This window comes from Photorhabdus akhurstii, from assembly GCF_018448925.1.
GTDB lineage: Bacteria > Pseudomonadota > Gammaproteobacteria > Enterobacterales > Enterobacteriaceae > Photorhabdus > Photorhabdus akhurstii.
Genome location: NZ_RCWE01000023.1, coordinates 18,532 through 36,873, shown reverse-complemented (window position 1 = coordinate 36,873; position 18,342 = coordinate 18,532). Strand labels below are relative to the sequence as shown.

Genomic DNA, 18,342 nt, shown 5'->3' with positions numbered 1-18,342 from the left:
GGCATACCTTATGGAGACCCACATGCTTTTACGACATATCAACTACTTTCTTGCCGTGGCCGAGCACCACAGCTTCACGCGTGCCGCTACAGCCTTGCATGTGTCTCAGCCGGCATTGTCGCAGCAGATTAAGCAGCTTGAGGAAACCCTTGGGGCGCAACTGTTTGATCGGACCGGACGTACCATGCGGCTGACGGATGCTGGCGAGGTCTATTTCCGCTATGCACGACGGGCATTACAGGACTTGGAGGAAGGAAAGCGTGCGATCCACGATGTTAGTGATCTGAGTCGCGGTTCTCTGCGCGTTGCCGTCACGCCGACGTTCACAACTTATCTTATCGGCCCCTTGGTCAAGTCGTTCCACAATCTCTATCCCAACATCACGTTAACGGTTCGGGAGATGTCGCAGGAGCGCATTGAAGAGCTTCTGGTCGATGACGAACTTGATGTCGGGATTGCGTTTGATGAGATCCACTCGCCTGATATCGATGCACAACGACTTCTGGTGGAGACGCTAGCGCTGGTCGTTGGTAAGGAGCATCCCCTTGCAAAGTGTCGAACGATGAGTCTGAAAGCCCTGAACAACGAGTCTCTGGTTCTCCTCACGTCTGAGTTCGCTACACGGAAGCAGATCGATCGTTATTGTAGGCAGAACGACATTTGTCCCCGCGTTTTGATGGAGGCCAATTCGCTAAGCGCTGTCATTGAGATCATCCGACATACAAGCCTTGCCACGTTGCTGCCGGCAAAGATTGCCTGTGATCGGGAGGAATTGGTTTCGATTGTTCTAACCCCCTCACTGCTACAAAGAACGGCGGTTCTCATGCAGCGAAAAGGAGCTTACCAGACGGCGGCGGCGCGGGCGTTTATCGAGCTTGCGCTGGAATATTAATGTTGGTGTTACTATTTTTTTAATTGATATTTACATGAGTTTATTTTTGTAAAAGTTAATTATTTAATAAGTTGTATAAAAGTATCTCACTATCTGGAGAAATTATTTATAGAGTAAAAGATTATTAATTTAAAAAGTGGGTGGGATAAGGTATTGAGACTGTAATTTAAATAGTGTAAATCCAGTTTAAATTACAGTCTCATCCCACTTTGAGTTTTATCATGAGCGGGTTTTAAACTGTTATTTAAAATCACTTTTTTAATTTGGGATTTTAATCAGTATAGTGTTTTGACTGTTTGTTACCACTTTTACCGCCTGATTCTTATTAAGTTTAATCACTATAGGATATCGTGTTTTACGTTAAACCAATGTTAATCATACCCTTTACTGACGCTGTTTTACCGGCCATTCTGAGTAGTTTTAATAGATCGCTACCCTTGATGTTTTTTCAGATAATCCCCCGTTTTTTCAGGATGTTAATCCTGCCAGATTAATCGTTTTATCCGTTTTTTTATTGCGTTGTTTTTATGGTTTTCTTCATAAAATAACGATGAGAAAGCGCGTTAATACCCATCTATTCGGATAATATTCTTTTGCATGCTGATTTCTTTTCGACTTTCTTTTAATGGTTAATGACTTCGATTAAATACAATTAACTCTCCTTTTGAAAAGTTGCATGTATTTAGTTAAATCCACCTTTTATATTAAAAGCTTTAATATCTCTGTATTTAAGCTTTTAAATGGTCATAGCAGATTAGGTAATTATAAAATAAACGGAGTATAGCATCGCTGATAAATGCATTAAATATGGCAAAGAGTAAACTGTTTTTTAGTCATTCTGTCTTGCTTAAAAATCTGGTATTAATCGGAACCTATTTTTTTAACCTTTGTCTGATGGATAACTGAGTTAATCACCGCTAAAAAGGTGCTTACGATCGCCAAAAAAGGGAAATAGCTCATTTCTTTAATCATCTTTAATGCTTTTAAACGTTTTTGTTCTTTTTTTCATATCTAATCTAAAAGCCTCTCAGTTTTTTTAATGACTATCCCCATTTTGCGTAAACTCTTTTCAGGCATGCAAAATCTTTTTTTTGAGAAATTTTTTTAATGCGGTTAATAGATTTAAAAGCCGTTTTTCCTGATGTTTTCTCTTCCAATATCAGTATAGTACCGAGTTTTTTACCTGCTTTAAAAAATCTTTAATAACTTTCGGTTTTACCTTTAATGACTAACGTTTTTACCGGTTCTTTCGTGATGCGTTTGCCCTTTTTACAGATTCTAAAATCACACTGATTTTACCTCAAGGTGGGTTTTTAAAGTGGTGGTAAACGCCGTTTGGCGAACAGAACTCAATTAAAACAAAGTGTCGGCTAAAAAGCAGCACTTTTTCAGTAAGTTGAAGGAGCGTTTAAACGCTCCTTCAAAGATATTAATGTCATTAAACCGGTTTTAAGTTTCCTGTAATCCCAGTTTTTTCTCCAGATAGTGGATATTAGTGCCACCATTCTGAAAGTTTTCATCATTCATAATCGTCTGTTGAAGCTCGATATTTGTCTTGATGCCATCAATGATCAATTCTGCCAATGCGTTTTTCATACGAGCAATGGCATTGTCACGATTTTCACCGTAAGTAATCAGCTTACCAATCATTGAATCATAGTAAGGGGGGACGGTGTAGCCAGCATAAATATGCGATTCCCAACGTACACCAAATCCACCCGGTGAGTGGAAACGGGTAATTTTACCTGGGCTTGGCAGGAACGTGTTCGGATCTTCGGCGTTGATACGACACTCAATAGCGTGACCACGAACAACAACATCTTTCTGTTTAATTGAAAGTGGCATACCTGCGGCAATCCGCAACTGCTCTTTAATCAGGTCAACACCGGTAATCATTTCTGTAACGGGATGCTCGACCTGAATACGGGTGTTCATCTCAATGAAATAGAATTCGCCATTTTCATACAGGAATTCGAAAGTACCGGCGCCACGATAGCCAATTTCGATACATGCGTTAGCACAGCGTTCACCAATGCTGCGACGCATTTCTGGCGTGATGCCTGGTGCCGGGGCTTCTTCGACAACTTTCTGGTGACGGCGTTGCATAGAACAATCACGTTCAGCCAGATAAATGGCTTGACCTTGACCGTCGGCCAATACCTGGATCTCAATATGACGTGGATTTTCAAGGAATTTTTCCATGTAAACCATATCGTTATTGAAAGCAGCTTTTGCTTCCGCACGGGTCATATTGATTGATTGTTCCAGATCTTTATCGCTGCGGACGACGCGCATACCGCGACCGCCGCCGCCGCCAGACGCTTTGATGATGACAGGATAGCCGATGCGTTTAGCGAAGGCTTTGTTTTTTTCTGTGTCATCAGACAATGGGCCATCAGAGCCAGGTACACAAGGAACGCCCGCTTTTTTCATCGCATTGATAGCAGAAACCTTATCACCCATCAGGCGGATCGTTTCTGCTTTTGGACCGATAAAAATAAAGCCGGAACGCTCAACCTGTTCAGCGAAATCTGCGTTTTCAGACAGAAAACCGTAGCCAGGGTGAATAGCCACAGCACCAGTGATTTCTGCCGCGGAAATAATCGCCGGGATATTCAGGTAGCTTTTTGCAGAAGCTGCCGGGCCAATACAGATAGTTTCGTCTGCCAGCAGTACGTGTTTTAAGTCACGATCCGCAGCTGAATGTACCGCAACGGTTTTGATCCCTAACTCTTTACAAGCTCGCAGGATACGCAGGGCAATTTCACCACGGTTAGCAATTACAATTTTATCAAGCATGGGAACGCCTCGTTATTCGATGACGACCAATGGCTCGTCAAATTCAACGGGTTGACCGCTTTCCACAAGAATCGCTTTAACCACACCTGCTTTGTCGGCTTCGATCTGGTTCATCATTTTCATTGCTTCAACGATGCAGAGGGTATCACCCACATTGACACGGTCGCCGATGTTGATAAATGGTTTCGCATCCGGGCTAGGCGTACGATAGAAGGTACCTACCATTGGGGAACGAACAACGTGACCGTCGATTGCAGCCGATCTGTCGCTGATTGTTTCTGGTAGAGCCTGAGAAGGCGCAACAGCACTAGCCAGCGCAGGTTGTTGCGCTTGAACGGGAATATATTGTTGAGCTGCCGGAAAACTCTGGGGGGCTAATGCGCGGCTGATGCGCACTGACTCTTCCCCTTCAGAAATTTCCAGTTCAGAGATGCCAGATTCTTCAACCAGCTCGATCAGTTTTTTTATCTTACGAATATCCATGAGTGTGATTCCGTACTCTTCTGTTTAATTAGTTGAGTTTTGACAAGCGGTTTACCGCTGCCTGTAATGCAAAGCTATAGCCATCTACCCCTAAACCGCAGATTACACCAACAGCAAGATCTGAAAGATATGAGTGATGACGAAATGGCTCGCGCGCGTGAACATTGGAGAGGTGGATCTCAATAAATGGGATCTTCACTGTCAGCAATGCATCACGCAGTGCCACGCTGGTATGCGTGAATGCAGCAGGGTTAATCAAGATAAAATCAGTATTACCCTGTGCAGAATGAATTCTATTTATCAGCTCAAATTCCGCATTGGATTGCAGGTGACTGAGTTTGCCCCCTAATTGATGGGCCTCTTCAGACAATTTGCTGACGATATCACCAAGTGTTAAGTTGCCATAAATATCAGGCTCCCGGGTTCCTAACATATTTAGGTTAGGGCCGTTAAGGAGTAAAATGTGAAACTTGTCTGCCATTGTGCTGGTATCTCCGGCAATTTGTCAACAATGTGCCAACATAATCCGATATTAGCGATTTGTCATCTTTTTGTAACAGCCACTTAGTTCATTTCGGCGATAAAGCGCGACATTATAATGATATCGTAGCATTTGGCAGCTAAATACTGGTCTTATCAGAAAAAATGTCAAGAATAAAACCACTGTACTTTAGAGGCTAATCACAATTCTTAACGAACTCTTACCAATGTACGTCCTGTAACTTGGTTAGCTATCAATTTATTGGCGTATTCCACGGTTTGGTCCAGTGTTATCTCCGTCGTTGCCCGCTGATAAAAAGAAGCAGGTAATAGCTTTTGCAGGCGTTGCCACACGGCAGGTCGCTTGGCTGATGGAACAGTGACGGACTCTACGCCTTGCAGACGTACGTTACGTAAAATAAATGGCATCACTGTTGTTGGCAGATTTGCATTACCGGCGAGGCCACAGGCGGCAACGGTACCGTTATAGTGAGTTTGAGCCAGTATTGTCGCCAGTACATTATCGCCTACCGTGTCGATAGCTCCGGCCCAAAGTTGTTTTTCCAGTGGGCGAGGAAGTTGGCTAAATTCATGGCGCGGCAAAACCTTTTTTGCCCCTAGAGATAGCAAATATTCATGATTTTCTGGTCTGCCGCTAACAGCAACAACGGAATAGTCAAGTTGTGAGAGTAGCGCTATCGCCGTACTTCCTACACCACCACTGGCGCCTGTCACAATGACATCACCACTTTCTGGTTTAACGCCGCCTTGTTCCAGGGCGATAACGCACAGCATGGCGGTAAAGCCAGCAGTACCAATGATCATTGCTTGTCTGCTATCCAAATCGTCAGGTAAAGGTGTCAACCATTCCCCTGAAACTCTGGCTTGTTCTGCCAGTCCACCCCAATGATTTTCTCCTACACCCCAGCCGGTTAATAATACGTGCTGACCGATATGAAAACGGGGATCTTCGGTACTGTGTACAATGCCAGAGAAATCAATACCCGGTATCATTGGGAATTGGCGGATAATTTTTCCTTTACCTGTAATGGCTAATGCATCTTTATAGTTCAGCGTTGACCAGTGAATATCGACGGTAACGTCTCCTTCGGGAAGATGAGCTGTGTCAATTTCTTCAATGGATGCTGATAATTGGTTCTGTTGTTGTTTGAGTAGCAGGGCTTTCATTATCGTTCTGTTCTCTGTAATTGATTTGTCATTCAATTAAGGATAGATAAAAATGGGTGATTTACATAAGGTATATAAGAAAAAATAAAGTGTTGATGGATTATAAAACAGAATTTATTTGCATTTTTATCTGTAATCCCATTGTCATATTCCAGCTTTGTTGCATATGGCGTTCTATTTCAGAAAATTCTGTTTTTTATTATTTTTTAGCAGAAAGTGTTGTATTTTAGTCACAGTTTATTACATCATTAATTTGTTCACTACACAGACTATGTACTTGCAGTTAAGTATAGGTAATGGTGAGCCGAAGTATGAATTTATAGGTATGCGCTTGATGTGAACTTACCGGAATAGCTACTGGTCAAAAAGCAGCAGCGGATTTATCCGGTACAGTACCAGTGGCGCCATAATGCGGAATTATGCAAAATCAGGTGGTTCTTGCATTTCGTTATGGAACAATTGGTAAAATTAACCCATTTTTATGCAGTTTTTTTCTGCTCCGTTTGGGAGAAGTAACGTAGAATATCGCGTTGTTGATATGAATAACGTAGCCACTTTTTTATTGAAGCAGGTGCTTGTGCGCCTTGTCGCTGCTTCATGTGGTTGGTAGAGTAGACGGGTTTCGTTCCGTCCCCAGCTTGCAGGATTATCCTTTCGCTATGTTTAAAAAATTTCGTGGCATGTTTTCCAACGACTTGTCTATTGACTTGGGTACCGCCAATACCCTTATTTACGTCAAAGGTCAGGGTATTGTATTGAATGAACCTTCTGTTGTCGCAATCCGTCAGGATCGTGCGGGTTCATCGAAAAGTGTTGCTGCCGTTGGGCAGGAAGCAAAGCAAATGCTGGGTCGAACACCGGGTAATATTGCGGCAATTCGTCCGATGAAAGATGGCGTGATTGCCGATTTTTATGTTACCGAGAAGATGCTGCAACACTTTATTAAGCAAGTTCATAGCAACAGTTTCATGCGTCCAAGCCCGCGAGTTTTGGTTTGTGTACCTGTTGGCGCAACTCAGGTTGAGCGTCGGGCAATCCGTGAATCGGCGCTCAGTGCCGGCGCTCGTGAAGTATTTTTGATTGAAGAGCCTATGGCTGCGGCGATTGGCGCTGGTTTACCTGTTTCTGAAGCCACGGGCTCAATGGTTGTGGATATTGGCGGCGGTACTACGGAAGTGGCGGTTATCTCTTTGAATGGGGTTGTTTATTCATCTTCTGTACGTATCGGTGGAGATCGCTTTGATGAGGCGATTATCAATTACGTTCGCCGTAATTATGGTTCACTGATTGGTGAAGCAACGGCTGAGCGTATTAAGCACACGATCGGTTCTGCTTATCCTGGCGATGAGATGTTGGAGATTGAAGTTCGTGGTCGTAACCTGGCAGAAGGTGTACCACGCGGCTTTACGCTTAATTCCAACGAAATTCTTGAAGCTCTGCAAGAGCCTTTAACGGGTATTGTCAGTGCTGTCATGGTCGCCCTTGAACAATGTCCGCCAGAATTGGCTTCCGATATTTCAGAACGAGGCATGATCTTGACTGGTGGTGGTGCATTATTGCGCAATCTTGACCGTTTACTGATAGAGGAAACGGGTATTCCTGTCATTGTTGCGGAAGATCCGTTGACGTGTGTTGCCCGTGGTGGTGGAAAAGCACTTGAAATGATCGACATGCATGGCGGTGAGCTCTTCAGCGAGGAGTGAGTATTAACTTGCAAGTGAGGGAGGAATGACGGGTAGCTCAGACCTCCTTGCTATTGCTGTCTGGGAATTCCATTGTTTATGAAACATACAGTTTGGAATAGCGCAGCTTATGAAGCCAATTTTTAGCAGGGGGCCTTCCCTGCAATTACGACTTTTCTTTGCTGTTATTGTTGCCATTGCTTTGGTTGTGGCAGACAGCCGTCTTGATGCTCTCAGTAAAGTCCGTAATTATATGGATACGGTAGTCAGTCCATTTTATTTTCTCGCCAATGGCCCGCGTCAAGTGCTTGATGGTGTGTCAGAAACCCTTGCCTCCCGTGAACAACTCCGATTGGAAAATCGTGCTTTACGCCAAGAATTATTGATGAAAAACAGTGATATGCTGTTATTAGGGCAGCTTAAACAGGAAAATTCCCGCTTGCGTGAGCTATTGGGGTCGCCTTTACGTCAGGATGAACACATGATGGTGACGCAGGTGATCTCCGGTAGGGCTAATCCTTATAGTGATCAGGTCGTCATCGATAAGGGATCAAGGGAAGGCGTTTATGAAGGGCAACCTGTTATCAGTGATAAAGGCATTGTGGGTCAGGTGGTTGCTGTCAGTCAGTTTACTAGCCGGGTATTACTGATTTGTGATACGACCCATGCTTTGCCAATCCAGGTCTTACGTAATGATATCAGGGCGATTATTGCCGGTACGGGTTGTGCTGATGATTTGCAGTTTGAGTCATTACCAAGCAACACAGATATTCGGGTTGGGGATGTGCTGGTGACTTCTGGGTTAGGCGGCCGTTTCCCGGAAGGTTATCCGGTGGCGGTGGTTTCGTCAGTTAAAGTCGATAATCAACGGGCTTATACGGTGATTCATGCCCGGCCAACGGCAGAATTACAGCGTTTGCGTTATTTGCTGTTATTGTGGGGAGCGGATAATAATCCATCCGAACCACTGCCTCCCTCAGAGGTTTATCGTGTAGCTAATGAACGTTTAATGCAAATGATGCCTCAGGTATTGCCGCATGCAAATGAAATGGGACCACCAGCGCCATCGTCTGTTTCTGATGAAACAACCAAGACAACAGAAAGAGTGAAAAATGCTGAATCGACAATAACGTCTGCTAAATTTATAAATTCGGGAAATCGTTAATGAATCAATACCGGAGTCATGGGCGTTGGGTCATTTGGTTATCTTTCTTGATTGCAATGGTGCTGCAAATTATGCCGTGGCCGGAGCAAATTTATATGTATCGGCCAACCTGGTCGGCACTATTGTTGATTTATTGGGTGATGGCGTTACCTCATAGAGTCAGCGTTGGTACTGGTTTTGTATTGGGGATCATCGTAGATTTGATTCAGGGGGCGACACTGGGTGTTAACGCTTTGTCTTACAGTCTTGTGAGTTATTTGGTGTCATTTAAGTTTCAATTATTCCGCAATATGGCGCTTTGGCAGCAGGCTTTGGTCGTCATTGCTTTATCGATACTGATGGATTTCAGTGTTTTTTGGGCGGAATTTTTGTTATCAAATGTTGCTTTTCATCCAGAAGTATTCTGGAACAGTTTGGTCAATGGTATTCTTTGGCCGTGGTTGTTCCTGTTAATGCGAAAAATCCGTCGTCAGTTTAATGTACATTAGTGGTCGGATCGCCGTTTTTAATGTCCTGACAGAGCTTATTCCAGCAGGCGTTACTGATGCAGGCCATTCTTTCCAAATAACTTGAGGATATGAGTAGTGTGTATAACCTCAAAATGGTAAATGAAATAGCCTAATGAGATAGGTAGTAGTAAGGACAATATCATCATGAAAACCCTTTATCTGGCTTCCGGCTCACCAAGGCGGCGTGAGCTGGTTGAATTATTGGACTTTAAATTTGAAATTCTTTCTCCTCAGGTAAAGGAGCAATGGCAAGAGGGTGAAACTCCGCGTCAGTATGTTAGCCGATTAGCAAAAGATAAATCTCTAGCGGGAGTTGCTATTGCACCAGAGGATTTTCTGGTGTTGGGAGCGGATACTGTTGTTGTCTTGAATGGTAAGATTCTCGAAAAACCGCGCAGTGAACAACATGCTGTTGAAATGCTCAGTGCACTTTCCGGTCAGTGTCATCAGGTGATTACCGCTATTGCTTTATCAGATAGTCAGCGTACCTTAAGTGATATAGTCGTTACAGATGTAACCTTTCGCCAATTATCCACGCAGGAAATTTTGGATTATGTAGCAACCGGTGAGCCGATGGACAAAGCGGGTGCTTATGGTATTCAGGGAAAAGCGGGTTGCTTTGTTAAAACGCTGAATGGGAGTTATCACTCAGTTGTTGGTCTGCCATTGGTGGAAACGCACGAATTAATCACAGAGTTTTTTGCGTTAGTTGATGGGAAGGGGAACACATGACAGCAGAGTTATTAGTCAACATCACACCGTCCGAAACGCGTGTCGCTTACATTGATGGTGGGATTTTGCAAGAAATCCATATTGAAAGGGAAGCTAAAAGGGGCATTGTCGGCAATATTTATAAAGGTCGTGTAAGCCGGGTATTGCCAGGGATGCAGGCTGCTTTTGTTGATATTGGTCTGGAAAAAGCCGCCTTTCTTCATGCCTCAGATATTGTGCCTCACACGGAATGTATTGCCGGTGAGGAGCAAAAGAACTTTCATGTCAAAGATATTGCTGAGTTGGTTCGTCAGGGACAAGATTTAATGGTTCAAGTGGTGAAAGATCCCCTTGGTACTAAAGGCGCTCGACTAACTACCGATATTACTTTACCTTCCCGCTATCTTGTCTTTATGCCCGGCGCATCTCATGTCGGGGTTTCACAACGTATTGAAAGTGAAGGCGAGCGTAATCGGCTGAAAAATATTGTCGCTGACTATTGTGATGAACATGGTGGTTTCATTATTAGGACGGCTGCCGAAGGCGTTGGGGACGAAGAATTAGCTCAGGATGCGGCTTTCTTGAAACGTCTATGGAGTAAGGTGATGGAGCGTAAAAAGCGCAATATCACTAAAAATAAACTTTATGGCGAATTGGCTCTGGCCCATCGTATTTTGCGTGATTTTGCCGGAGCAGCCCTTGATCGTATTCGTGTGGATTCTCGTTTGACGTTTACTCAGTTACAGGAATTTATTCGCGAATATATTCCTAAAATGACAGCCAGATTGGAACTTTATAACGGTAATCAGCCTATATTCGATCTGTTTGATGTAGAAAATGAAGTTCAGCGAGCACTTGATCGAAAAGTTGAATTAAAATCAGGTGGTTATTTAATTATTGACCAAACTGAAGCGATGACCACAATTGATATTAATACCGGCGCATTTGTTGGGCATCGCAATTTGGAAGAAACTATTTTCAATACCAATATTGAGGCGACGCAAGCTATTGCCAGGCAATTAAGGCTGCGTAATCTGGGTGGTATTATTATTATCGATTTTATCGATATGAATAGCGAAGAACATCGTCGACGGGTATTGGCTTCTCTTGAGCAGGCGCTGAGTAAAGATCGTGTTAAGACGACGATTAATGGTTTTTCCCAACTCGGATTGGTGGAAATGACCCGTAAGCGGACTCGTGAAAGTATCGAGCATATACTTTGTAGCGATTGTCCTACTTGTAAAGGAAGGGGAACCGTAAAATCGGTTGAAACTGTCTGTTATGAGATTATGCGTGAAATTGTGCGTGTGCACCGGGCAGTCGACGCAGATCGTTTCCTTATTTATGCTTCGCCAGCAGTGGCCGAAGCGCTGAAAGGAGAGGAATCTCATGCACTGGCGGAAGTGGAGATTTTTGTCGGCAAGCAGGTAAAAGTTCAGACAGAACAGCTCTACAGTCAGGAACAGTTTGACGTAGTTATGATGTAACCATCCAATTTGCTGACATAACAGCATTGGTAATCAAGGAGATGCGTGTGAGGCGACTGCCGGGAGTATTATTAGCGACAGCCGCAATAGTCATTATTATTGTGGCTTTGCTTGTCAGTGGATTACGTTTTCTACTGCCACATATTAATGATTACCGTCCACAATTATTCGCTAAAATTGAGTCAATTATTGGTGTACCTATTGATGCTGGATATATTGCGGGAGAATGGGAGTCTTTCGGGCCTGTTTTTGAATTACGTGATATCGGTGTAAAAACGGCAAATGCAGATGTGAAAGCCAAAAAGATCACGGTTGCATTGGATATCTGGTTATCTTTGTTAAGAATGCGTTGGAATTTTCGCGATCTTACTTTTTATCAGTTACAAGTAGATTACCATCAACCGCTATTTAATGATCAAAGCGGTAATATGTTTTCCCAATCGGATCTATTTTCTGAGCTGTTTCTGGAGCAGTTTGATCATTTTAATCTGCAAGATAGTCGGTTTACTTTCCTTACTCCCTCTGGTGAACGTGCTGATCTGTTGTTACCACAATTAACCTGGCTGAATAAAGATAATCGTCACCGTGCTCAAGGGAAAATTAGTCTCTCTTCTATCAATAATCAGCATGGGGATATACAAGTTAAATTTGATTTGCATGACACTAATGGCGTGTTGGATAACGGGACCATTTATTTACAGGCAGATAATGTTGATATTCATCCGTGGTTAAGTCATTGGTTGCAGGATAATACTGGGTTGAAGGATGCTGAGTTTAGTTTGTCTAGCTGGATTATGCTTAAAGAAGGTCGAATTGATGGCGGCCAACTACAACTCCGTCAGGGAGAAGCTAATTGGAAAGTTGCTAACAAACCTCACAACCTTTCTGTCAGTGATCTGGTATTTCGGATGCGTCGCCAAGATGGTGGTTGGTTGTTTGATGCACCCGAGCTGGCAAATTTGATCACTGATGGGCAGCAATGGCCGTCAGGAAAAGTATCAGTGCTCTATCTGCCGGAAGCCAAGAGAGTTGACGGTCATGATCATTGGCGTGTTCGGGCGAAAAATATTCAACTTGAACGGCTAAGTAGCATTTTACCGACTTTTTCTTTTTTGACTTCTGATCTTGTGAAGGATTGGCAGCGTCGTCAGCCACAAGGATTGGTAAAGTATCTTGCCCTCGATATTACACCCAAAATGGCAGATGATTCCCGAATCAGTGTGCAATGGCAAAATGTTAGTTGGCAACGCTGGCAGAAATTGCCTTCTATCGATAATTTCTCGGGTTCTCTCAATGGCAGCTTGCGGCAAGGTAGACTGAGTTTTGCGTTGAAGGATAGTGTTGTTGATTACCGAGATATGTTTCTGGCGCCGTTTGAGATATCCCAAAGTCATGGCGAAATACTCTGGCGGCAAGGTGAGCGAGGTTTACAACTCTGGAGTCAAGGGTTGGATTTGCAAGGGAAATCATTGTGGGTCAATGGTGATTTTCGTTATCAACAGCCTAAAGAACAGCCTCCGGCGCTAAGTATTCTCGCGGGAGTGCGGGTTTATGATGCGGGTGATGCCTGGCGATATTTTCCAGAACCTTTGATGGGGACGCCTTTGACTGACTATCTGACAGCTTCAATTATTAAAGGGCAGATAGAAAACGCGACTTTTGTTTTTCAAGGCAATCCAAAAGATTTCCCATTTGTAAAGAATAATGGGCAGTTTCAAGTTTTTGCTCCATTGCGTCATGCGACTTTCCAGTACCAACCAAACTGGCCGGCACTGCTGGATCTCAATATTGATCTTAATTTCCAGAATAACGGCTTATGGATGCTTGCTCCGCAAACGGCACTTGGTAAAGTGAAAGCGAGTAATCTGTCAGCGGTAATTCCTAATTATCGTAACAAGAAATTGTTAATCGACGCGGATATTCTGGGAGATGGCAAAGATATTCATGAATATTTTACCCGCAGCCCGTTAGCACATTCTGTTGGTGAAACGCTGGAGACATTGCAGGTTGGTGGTCAGATCGCTGGTAATTTGCATTTGGATATTCCACTCAATGGCGGCAATGTGGATGCTCGCGGTGAGGTGACTTTAAAAAATAATCATTTGTTGATTAAACCCTTAGATAGCGAAATGAAAAATGTGAGTGGCCGGTTTCGCTTTAATAATGGTAATTTACAAAGCGGCAAATTATCGGCCCAATGGTTTGGGCAGCCTGTTACAGTTGATTTTTCTACCGAGAATTTACTCAAAAACTATCGAGTCAATGTTGGTCTGAATGCGCGTTGGGCTATTGCAAAATTATCTGGATTTTTACCGGCGATTGCTAAAGTGTTTTCTGGCTCTGTTGATTGGGAAGGAAAGATCGGTATTAATTTGCCGTTTCAGAGTAAGCCTCAATATGATGTGAAAATCGACGCTGACTTATCACAAGTGGATAGTTATTTATCTGCCTTGAAAGCGGATGAACTGCGCGCTCTTCATATTCTGGCTGATGGTGATATGGAGCAGTTGCGAGTAAAAGGCATTTTAGATAAACAGTATGCATTTAATACTCAATGGCGTTTGGCAGGGAAAAACACTCAACTATCACGAGGAATTTTACAAAGTAACAGTAACAATATTCCTGATTTACCTGAAAAATCCCTATTGGAATTGAATCTTCCGGCAATTGAGGGTGAAGAGTGGTTAGGGCTGATTGCGCCTCTGACCTCAGGTTCTTCATTGGCAGGTATGTCAATGTTGCCACAGCATCTGTATATATCACTTCCATCACTGGATGTGGGGGGGCAACGTTGGAATCAGTTATCGTTGGATGTGGAAAAACAGTTTTGGGGAACGCAGATCACTGCTAATAGCCGGGAAATCAACGGTAAACTTAATATCCGTAAGAGTGGCCCTTGGCAAATGAATTTGAACTATCTTTACTATAATCCTTTGCAATATAGCGCCCAGCAAGCTGAATCCGATTTACCTAAACAATCTCAGACAGGTACAACTCTGCGTTATTCGCTGAACCAATGGCCTTCATTAGATATCATCTGTTCTGAATGTTGGATTATGGGATTGAAGCTTGGGAAGGTGTCTGGTTCCCTGATTCCAGAAGGTAATTCGCTTGTATTAAGAGATGGAATAGTAGAAAACAGTGCCAGTAAATTAAATTTGGCAGGTCGTTGGCAAGAAGGTGCGGTAGGGAATAATACGCATATTATGGGGCAATTTTCTGGTGAAAAGTTTGATGAGATGGCATCTTACCTTGGTATAGTTGTACCGATTGTAAATTCACCGTTTACCTTCCGTTTTGATTTTAATTGGTGGGACACACCGTGGAAACCCAATTTCCAAACGTTGAATGGCAATCTTAAAAGCAACTTAGGCAAAGGCGCTATTGAAAAATTGGGCGGGGGAGGTGCTGGTCAATTACTAAAATTAGTCAGTTTTGATGCTCTGTTACGTAAATTACAGCTCGATTTCAGCGATACCTTTAGCCAGGATTTTGAATTTGATTCAATTCGTGGTGATGTTTCAGTAAAAAATGGGATACTCAAGGCTGAAAACTTACGGGTCGATGGGTTGATTGCTGATGTGATAACGAAAGGTGAGATCGATCTTGTTCGCCAACAGATCAATATCGAGGCCATCGTCACGCCAGAGATTTCTGCTACTGTAGGGGTAGCGACGGCTTTTGTCATCAATCCGATGGCTGGCGCTGCATTATTCGCAGCGACCAAGGTCTTGGGGCCGTTATGGAATAAGATATCAGTTATTCGTTACCGGATTACTGGTAATCTTGAACAACCGAAAATTGATGAAGTTCTGCGTCAGCTTAAGGAGAATAGAGGAACATGAGAAACGTCAATGTTGCACTCTTGCAGTTATGTAGCGGTGAGAATATCAAACATAATTTGGCGCAAATTGAACAACAAATTAAGCAGTTGCCAGATACTATCAAGTTTGTCATGACCCCGGAAAATGCATTGTTGTTTGCTAATGCTGATAGCTATCGCAAGCATGCGGAACAACAGGGGCATGGGCCTTTGCAGCAAGCTGTCAGTGAGATTGCACGCCGTTATGGTGTCTGGTTATTAATCGGTTCTATGCCGCTTATCAGTCGTGAAAATCCTGAACGGCTCACCAGTAGTAGCCTGTTGTTTGATGATCAGGGTAAGATTTGCGCCCGTTACGACAAAATCCATATGTTTGATGTCAATATTAATGATGAACACGGATCATATAACGAATCGTCCGTTTTCCAACGGGGGGAACATATTACCGTTGTGGATACCCCTGTTGGCCGTCTCGGGATGACCATATGTTATGATCTGCGCTTCCCCGGGTTGTTTCAGGCGCTACGCGAGCAAGGCGCTGAGTTGATATCTGTTCCTGCGGCATTTACTCGTTTAACAGGAAAAGCGCATTGGGAACCACTGTTACGGGCCCGCGCTATTGAAAACCAGTGTATTCTGTTAGCCCCGGCTCAGGTTGGTGTACATGGAACCCGTCAGACGTGGGGTCACTCAATGGCCGTGGATGGTTGGGGGAAAGTGATTAAGAAAAACCCCGATGCAGTCAGTGCACTACAATTGAATGTCAGGGCAGATAGCTTGAAGATTATGCGTGAGCAAATGAAAGTGGTGAAACATAACCGCTTCCGGCCGCAGTTGACTTCCTTGATTGAAAAAATACCGCAAATTAAAGAGTAGCAATTATGAGTTTAACTACTGTCAGTGAACACTTACTGGCTGCAAATAAATTAAGCCATCAAGATCTGTTTTCAGTACTCGGTCAAATGACTGAACGTTGGCTGGATTATGCCGATCTCTATTTTCAGTCCAGTTACCATGAATCTTGGGTGTTGGAAGATCGGATTATTAAGGATGGCTCCTATAATATTGATCAGGGGGTTGGCGTTAGGGCAATCAGTGGTGAGAAAACGGGTTTTGCTTATGCCGACCAGATCACGTTGAATGCGTTGCAACAAAGTGCACAGGCTGCCCGTAGCATCGTCCATGAAAACGGGAATGGTAAAGTCCATACCTTTGGCGAAGTGGCCTATTCTCCGCTTTATGCGGCAATTGATCCGCTGCAAAGCTTTTCCCGTGAAGAAAAGATTGCATTATTGCAGCGTGTGGATCAGGTGGCTCGAGCGGAAGATCCAAGAGTACAGGAGGTCAATGCCAGTCTGACAGGGATCTATGAACGCGTGTTGGTCGCGGCGACCGATGGGACTTTGGCGGCTGATATTCGTCCTCTCATTCGCTTATCTGTCACGGTGCTGGTGGAAGATAACGGTAAACGTGAACACGGCAGCAGTGGCGGCGGCGGCCGTTACGGTTATGAATATTTTCTGGAAGTGGTTAGTGGTCAGATCCGCGCGGAACAATTTGCCCGTGAAGCTGTTCGTATGGCACTGGTGAACCTTTCCGCTGTTGCAGCACCCGCTGGTACTATGCCGGTTGTGCTAGGCGCGGGTTGGCCGGGAGTATTGCTGCATGAAGCGGTTGGTCATGGGCTGGAAGGTGATTTTAACCGTCGTGGTACTTCGGTGTTTTCTGGTCAGATTGGTGAGAAGGTCGCGTCAGAACTTTGTACTGTGGTTGATGATGGCACGATAAAAGGTCGTCGTGGGTCATTGACAATTGATGATGAAGGCGTTCCTGGACAATACAATGTATTAATTGAAAATGGCATTCTGAAAGGTTACATGCAGGACAAAATGAATGCACGTCTGATGGGTGTCGCGCCGACTGGCAATGGTCGCCGTGAATCTTATGCTCATCTACCAATGCCTCGTATGACTAATACCTATTTGCTGGCGGGTCATTCCACACCGGAAGAGATCATCGGTAGTGTGCAAAATGGTTTATATGCGCCAAATTTTGGTGGTGGTCAAGTGGATATCACTTCCGGTAAATTCGTGTTCTCGACATCTGAGGCTTATCTGATTGAGAACGGTAAAATTACCAAACCAGTGAAAGGTGCAACGCTTATCGGTTCCGGTATTGAGGCGATGCAGCAGATCTCTATGGTAGGAAACGATCTTGATCTAGATAAAGGTGTCGGGGTTTGTGGCAAAGAGGGCCAGAGCGTACCTGTTGGTGTTGGTCAGCCTACTTTGAAACTGGACAACTTGACCGTTGGAGGAACAGCCTGATTTTTGGCTGTTTATCCGAGATAGATCATATAAGGATAGTCATGAAGAAGACTTGGCTAGCAGGTGTGTTACTGACTGTTTTGGTTGTGACTTGTGGTACTTTTGCCAAAGGTGTTGATAAGACGCTGTTGCAGGCTCCAGAAACAGATGGGGGTACCTCAGCAATACAACGGATTGAAGGGCTAACTGAACAGAATAACGTAGTGGCTTACTTACGACAGAATAATAAATTACCCGATATTTACATTACTAAAAAGCAGGCCCGCGACCTTGGCTGGAATGCAAAACAGGGAAATTTATGTCAGGTTCTGCCGGGTAGAGCAATTGGTGGCGACAAATTTACTAACCGTGAAAAGAGACTACCAATGAAACCGAAACGTCAGTGGTTTGAAGCAGATGTTAACTACCGTTGTGGGCACAGAGGGAGTGACAGATTGCTTTATTCATCTGATGGTCTGATTTATCTGACGTTGGATCATTACAAAAGTTTTACCTTAATGGAGTAATTCTATGCATAAAGTGGAGTTTGATTTTGACCGTATCCCTGATCTGAAAATGTTCTATCAGCAGTTTTCTGAACAATTTGAGTTAGGAGACGAGTTTGGTAGTAATTTGGATGCTTTGTGGGATGTTGTGACAGGAGGAATTGAGTTACCTGTAGAGGTCAATTTCATCCATTTTACGCAGCAGAAAGAACGTGATTTCTCCTCGTTAGTGCTTTTGTTTGAAGAAGCAGAAGAAGAACTGGAAGGGGAATTGAGTTTTAATATTTTCCCCTAACAGAAATTAGAACCTT

15 protein-coding genes are annotated in these 18,342 nt (G+C 43.8%); 11 read left to right on the top strand and 4 right to left on the bottom strand.

The features are described from left to right. Nucleotides 1–22: 22 nt before the first annotated feature. On the top strand, nt 23–892 hold the full coding sequence (gene cynR, locus EAE93_RS18870; protein ID WP_036809313.1) for a transcriptional regulator CynR: 870 nt from the start codon (nt 23–25) through the stop codon (nt 890–892). A 1,449-nt stretch (nt 893–2,341) separates the two neighbouring features. On the opposite strand, the gene accC is transcribed toward cynR, so the two are convergent. From accC to acuI, 4 genes are all read right to left on the bottom strand, one after another. Further along, nucleotides 2,342–3,691, bottom strand: a complete 1,350-nt coding sequence (gene accC, locus EAE93_RS18865) for an acetyl-CoA carboxylase biotin carboxylase subunit (protein ID WP_214040305.1) — start codon at nt 3,689–3,691, stop codon at nt 2,342–2,344. A gap of 12 nt (nt 3,692–3,703) precedes the next feature. Beyond that, nucleotides 3,704–4,174 (bottom strand): acetyl-CoA carboxylase biotin carboxyl carrier protein, encoded by a 471-nt coding sequence (gene accB, locus EAE93_RS18860; protein ID WP_036809307.1) that lies wholly within the window; start codon nt 4,172–4,174, stop codon nt 3,704–3,706. Between the two features lie 28 nt (nt 4,175–4,202). Then, nucleotides 4,203–4,655 (bottom strand): type II 3-dehydroquinate dehydratase, encoded by a 453-nt coding sequence (gene aroQ, locus EAE93_RS18855; RefSeq protein WP_036809304.1) that lies wholly within the window; start codon nt 4,653–4,655, stop codon nt 4,203–4,205. Between the two features lie 209 nt (nt 4,656–4,864). Next, nucleotides 4,865–5,842 carry an acrylyl-CoA reductase (NADPH) gene (acuI, locus tag EAE93_RS18850; RefSeq protein WP_214040304.1) on the bottom strand — a complete coding sequence of 326 codons (978 nt, stop codon included), beginning with the start codon at nt 5,840–5,842 and terminating at the stop codon, nt 4,865–4,867. A 659-nt stretch (nt 5,843–6,501) separates the two neighbouring features. Between acuI and mreB the strand changes: the two genes are divergently transcribed. From mreB to EAE93_RS18800, 10 genes are all read left to right on the top strand, one after another. Further along, nucleotides 6,502–7,545 carry a rod shape-determining protein MreB gene (gene mreB, locus EAE93_RS18845; RefSeq protein WP_011148194.1) on the top strand — a complete coding sequence of 348 codons (1,044 nt, stop codon included), beginning with the start codon at nt 6,502–6,504 and terminating at the stop codon, nt 7,543–7,545. Between the two features lie 109 nt (nt 7,546–7,654). Next, on the top strand, nt 7,655–8,689 hold the full coding sequence (gene mreC, locus EAE93_RS18840) for a rod shape-determining protein MreC (RefSeq protein WP_036776005.1): 1,035 nt from the start codon (nt 7,655–7,657) through the stop codon (nt 8,687–8,689). Then, complete coding sequence (mreD, locus tag EAE93_RS18835) at nt 8,689–9,177, top strand: rod shape-determining protein MreD (RefSeq protein ID WP_036809298.1); 489 nt, start codon at nt 8,689–8,691, stop codon at nt 9,175–9,177. The genes mreC and mreD overlap by 1 nt, the downstream gene beginning before the upstream one ends. A 165-nt stretch (nt 9,178–9,342) precedes the next feature. Further along, nucleotides 9,343–9,930 (top strand): Maf family protein, encoded by a 588-nt coding sequence (locus EAE93_RS18830; protein ID WP_040149302.1) that lies wholly within the window; start codon nt 9,343–9,345, stop codon nt 9,928–9,930. Then, the gene (gene rng / locus EAE93_RS18825) at nt 9,927–11,396 is read left to right on the top strand and encodes a ribonuclease G (RefSeq protein ID WP_036809292.1); all 1,470 of its coding nucleotides are present in this window, start codon (nt 9,927–9,929) and stop codon (nt 11,394–11,396) included. Before EAE93_RS18830 ends, rng begins: the two co-directional genes overlap by 4 nt. A gap of 47 nt (nt 11,397–11,443) precedes the next feature. Then, on the top strand, nt 11,444–15,241 hold the full coding sequence (gene yhdP, locus EAE93_RS18820) for an AsmA2 domain-containing protein YhdP (protein ID WP_214040303.1): 3,798 nt from the start codon (nt 11,444–11,446) through the stop codon (nt 15,239–15,241). Continuing rightward, the gene (nit1, locus tag EAE93_RS18815) at nt 15,238–16,095 is read left to right on the top strand and encodes a deaminated glutathione amidase (RefSeq protein WP_214040302.1); all 858 of its coding nucleotides are present in this window, start codon (nt 15,238–15,240) and stop codon (nt 16,093–16,095) included. Before yhdP ends, nit1 begins: the two co-directional genes overlap by 4 nt. 5 nt (nt 16,096–16,100) lie before the next feature. Then, nucleotides 16,101–17,546 carry a metalloprotease TldD gene (gene tldD / locus EAE93_RS18810; protein ID WP_214040301.1) on the top strand — a complete coding sequence of 482 codons (1,446 nt, stop codon included), beginning with the start codon at nt 16,101–16,103 and terminating at the stop codon, nt 17,544–17,546. A gap of 41 nt (nt 17,547–17,587) precedes the next feature. Then, a complete protein-coding gene (locus tag EAE93_RS18805; protein ID WP_046395101.1) occupies nt 17,588–18,052 on the top strand; it encodes a ribonuclease domain-containing protein in 465 nt (154 codons plus the stop codon). 4 nt (nt 18,053–18,056) lie between these two features. Next, complete coding sequence (locus EAE93_RS18800) at nt 18,057–18,326, top strand: barstar family protein (protein WP_011148185.1); 270 nt, start codon at nt 18,057–18,059, stop codon at nt 18,324–18,326. The last annotated feature ends 16 nt before the right edge of the window (nt 18,327–18,342 follow it).

Bases quoted from the DNA above. Each gene is read 5' to 3' on its own strand.
- mreC (WP_036776005.1), top strand. From the start codon at position 7,655: ATGAAGCCAATTTTTAGCAGGGGGCCTTCCCTGCAATTACGACTTTTC.
- rng (WP_036809292.1), top strand. From the start codon at position 9,927: ATGACAGCAGAGTTATTAGTCAACATCACACCGTCCGAAACGCGTGTC.
- EAE93_RS18805 (WP_046395101.1), top strand. From the start codon at position 17,588: ATGAAGAAGACTTGGCTAGCAGGTGTGTTACTGACTGTTTTGGTTGTG.
- EAE93_RS18830 (WP_040149302.1), top strand. From the start codon at position 9,343: ATGAAAACCCTTTATCTGGCTTCCGGCTCACCAAGGCGGCGTGAGCTG.
- mreD (WP_036809298.1), top strand. From the start codon at position 8,689: ATGAATCAATACCGGAGTCATGGGCGTTGGGTCATTTGGTTATCTTTC.
- mreB (WP_011148194.1), top strand. From the start codon at position 6,502: ATGTTTAAAAAATTTCGTGGCATGTTTTCCAACGACTTGTCTATTGAC.
- nit1 (WP_214040302.1), top strand. From the start codon at position 15,238: ATGAGAAACGTCAATGTTGCACTCTTGCAGTTATGTAGCGGTGAGAAT.
- accC (WP_214040305.1), bottom strand. From the start codon at position 3,691: ATGCTTGATAAAATTGTAATTGCTAACCGTGGTGAAATTGCCCTGCGT.
- cynR (WP_036809313.1), top strand. From the start codon at position 23: ATGCTTTTACGACATATCAACTACTTTCTTGCCGTGGCCGAGCACCAC.
- accB (WP_036809307.1), bottom strand. From the start codon at position 4,174: ATGGATATTCGTAAGATAAAAAAACTGATCGAGCTGGTTGAAGAATCT.
- tldD (WP_214040301.1), top strand. From the start codon at position 16,101: ATGAGTTTAACTACTGTCAGTGAACACTTACTGGCTGCAAATAAATTA.
- EAE93_RS18800 (WP_011148185.1), top strand. From the start codon at position 18,057: ATGCATAAAGTGGAGTTTGATTTTGACCGTATCCCTGATCTGAAAATG.
- aroQ (WP_036809304.1), bottom strand. From the start codon at position 4,655: ATGGCAGACAAGTTTCACATTTTACTCCTTAACGGCCCTAACCTAAAT.
- acuI (WP_214040304.1), bottom strand. From the start codon at position 5,842: ATGAAAGCCCTGCTACTCAAACAACAACAGAACCAATTATCAGCATCC.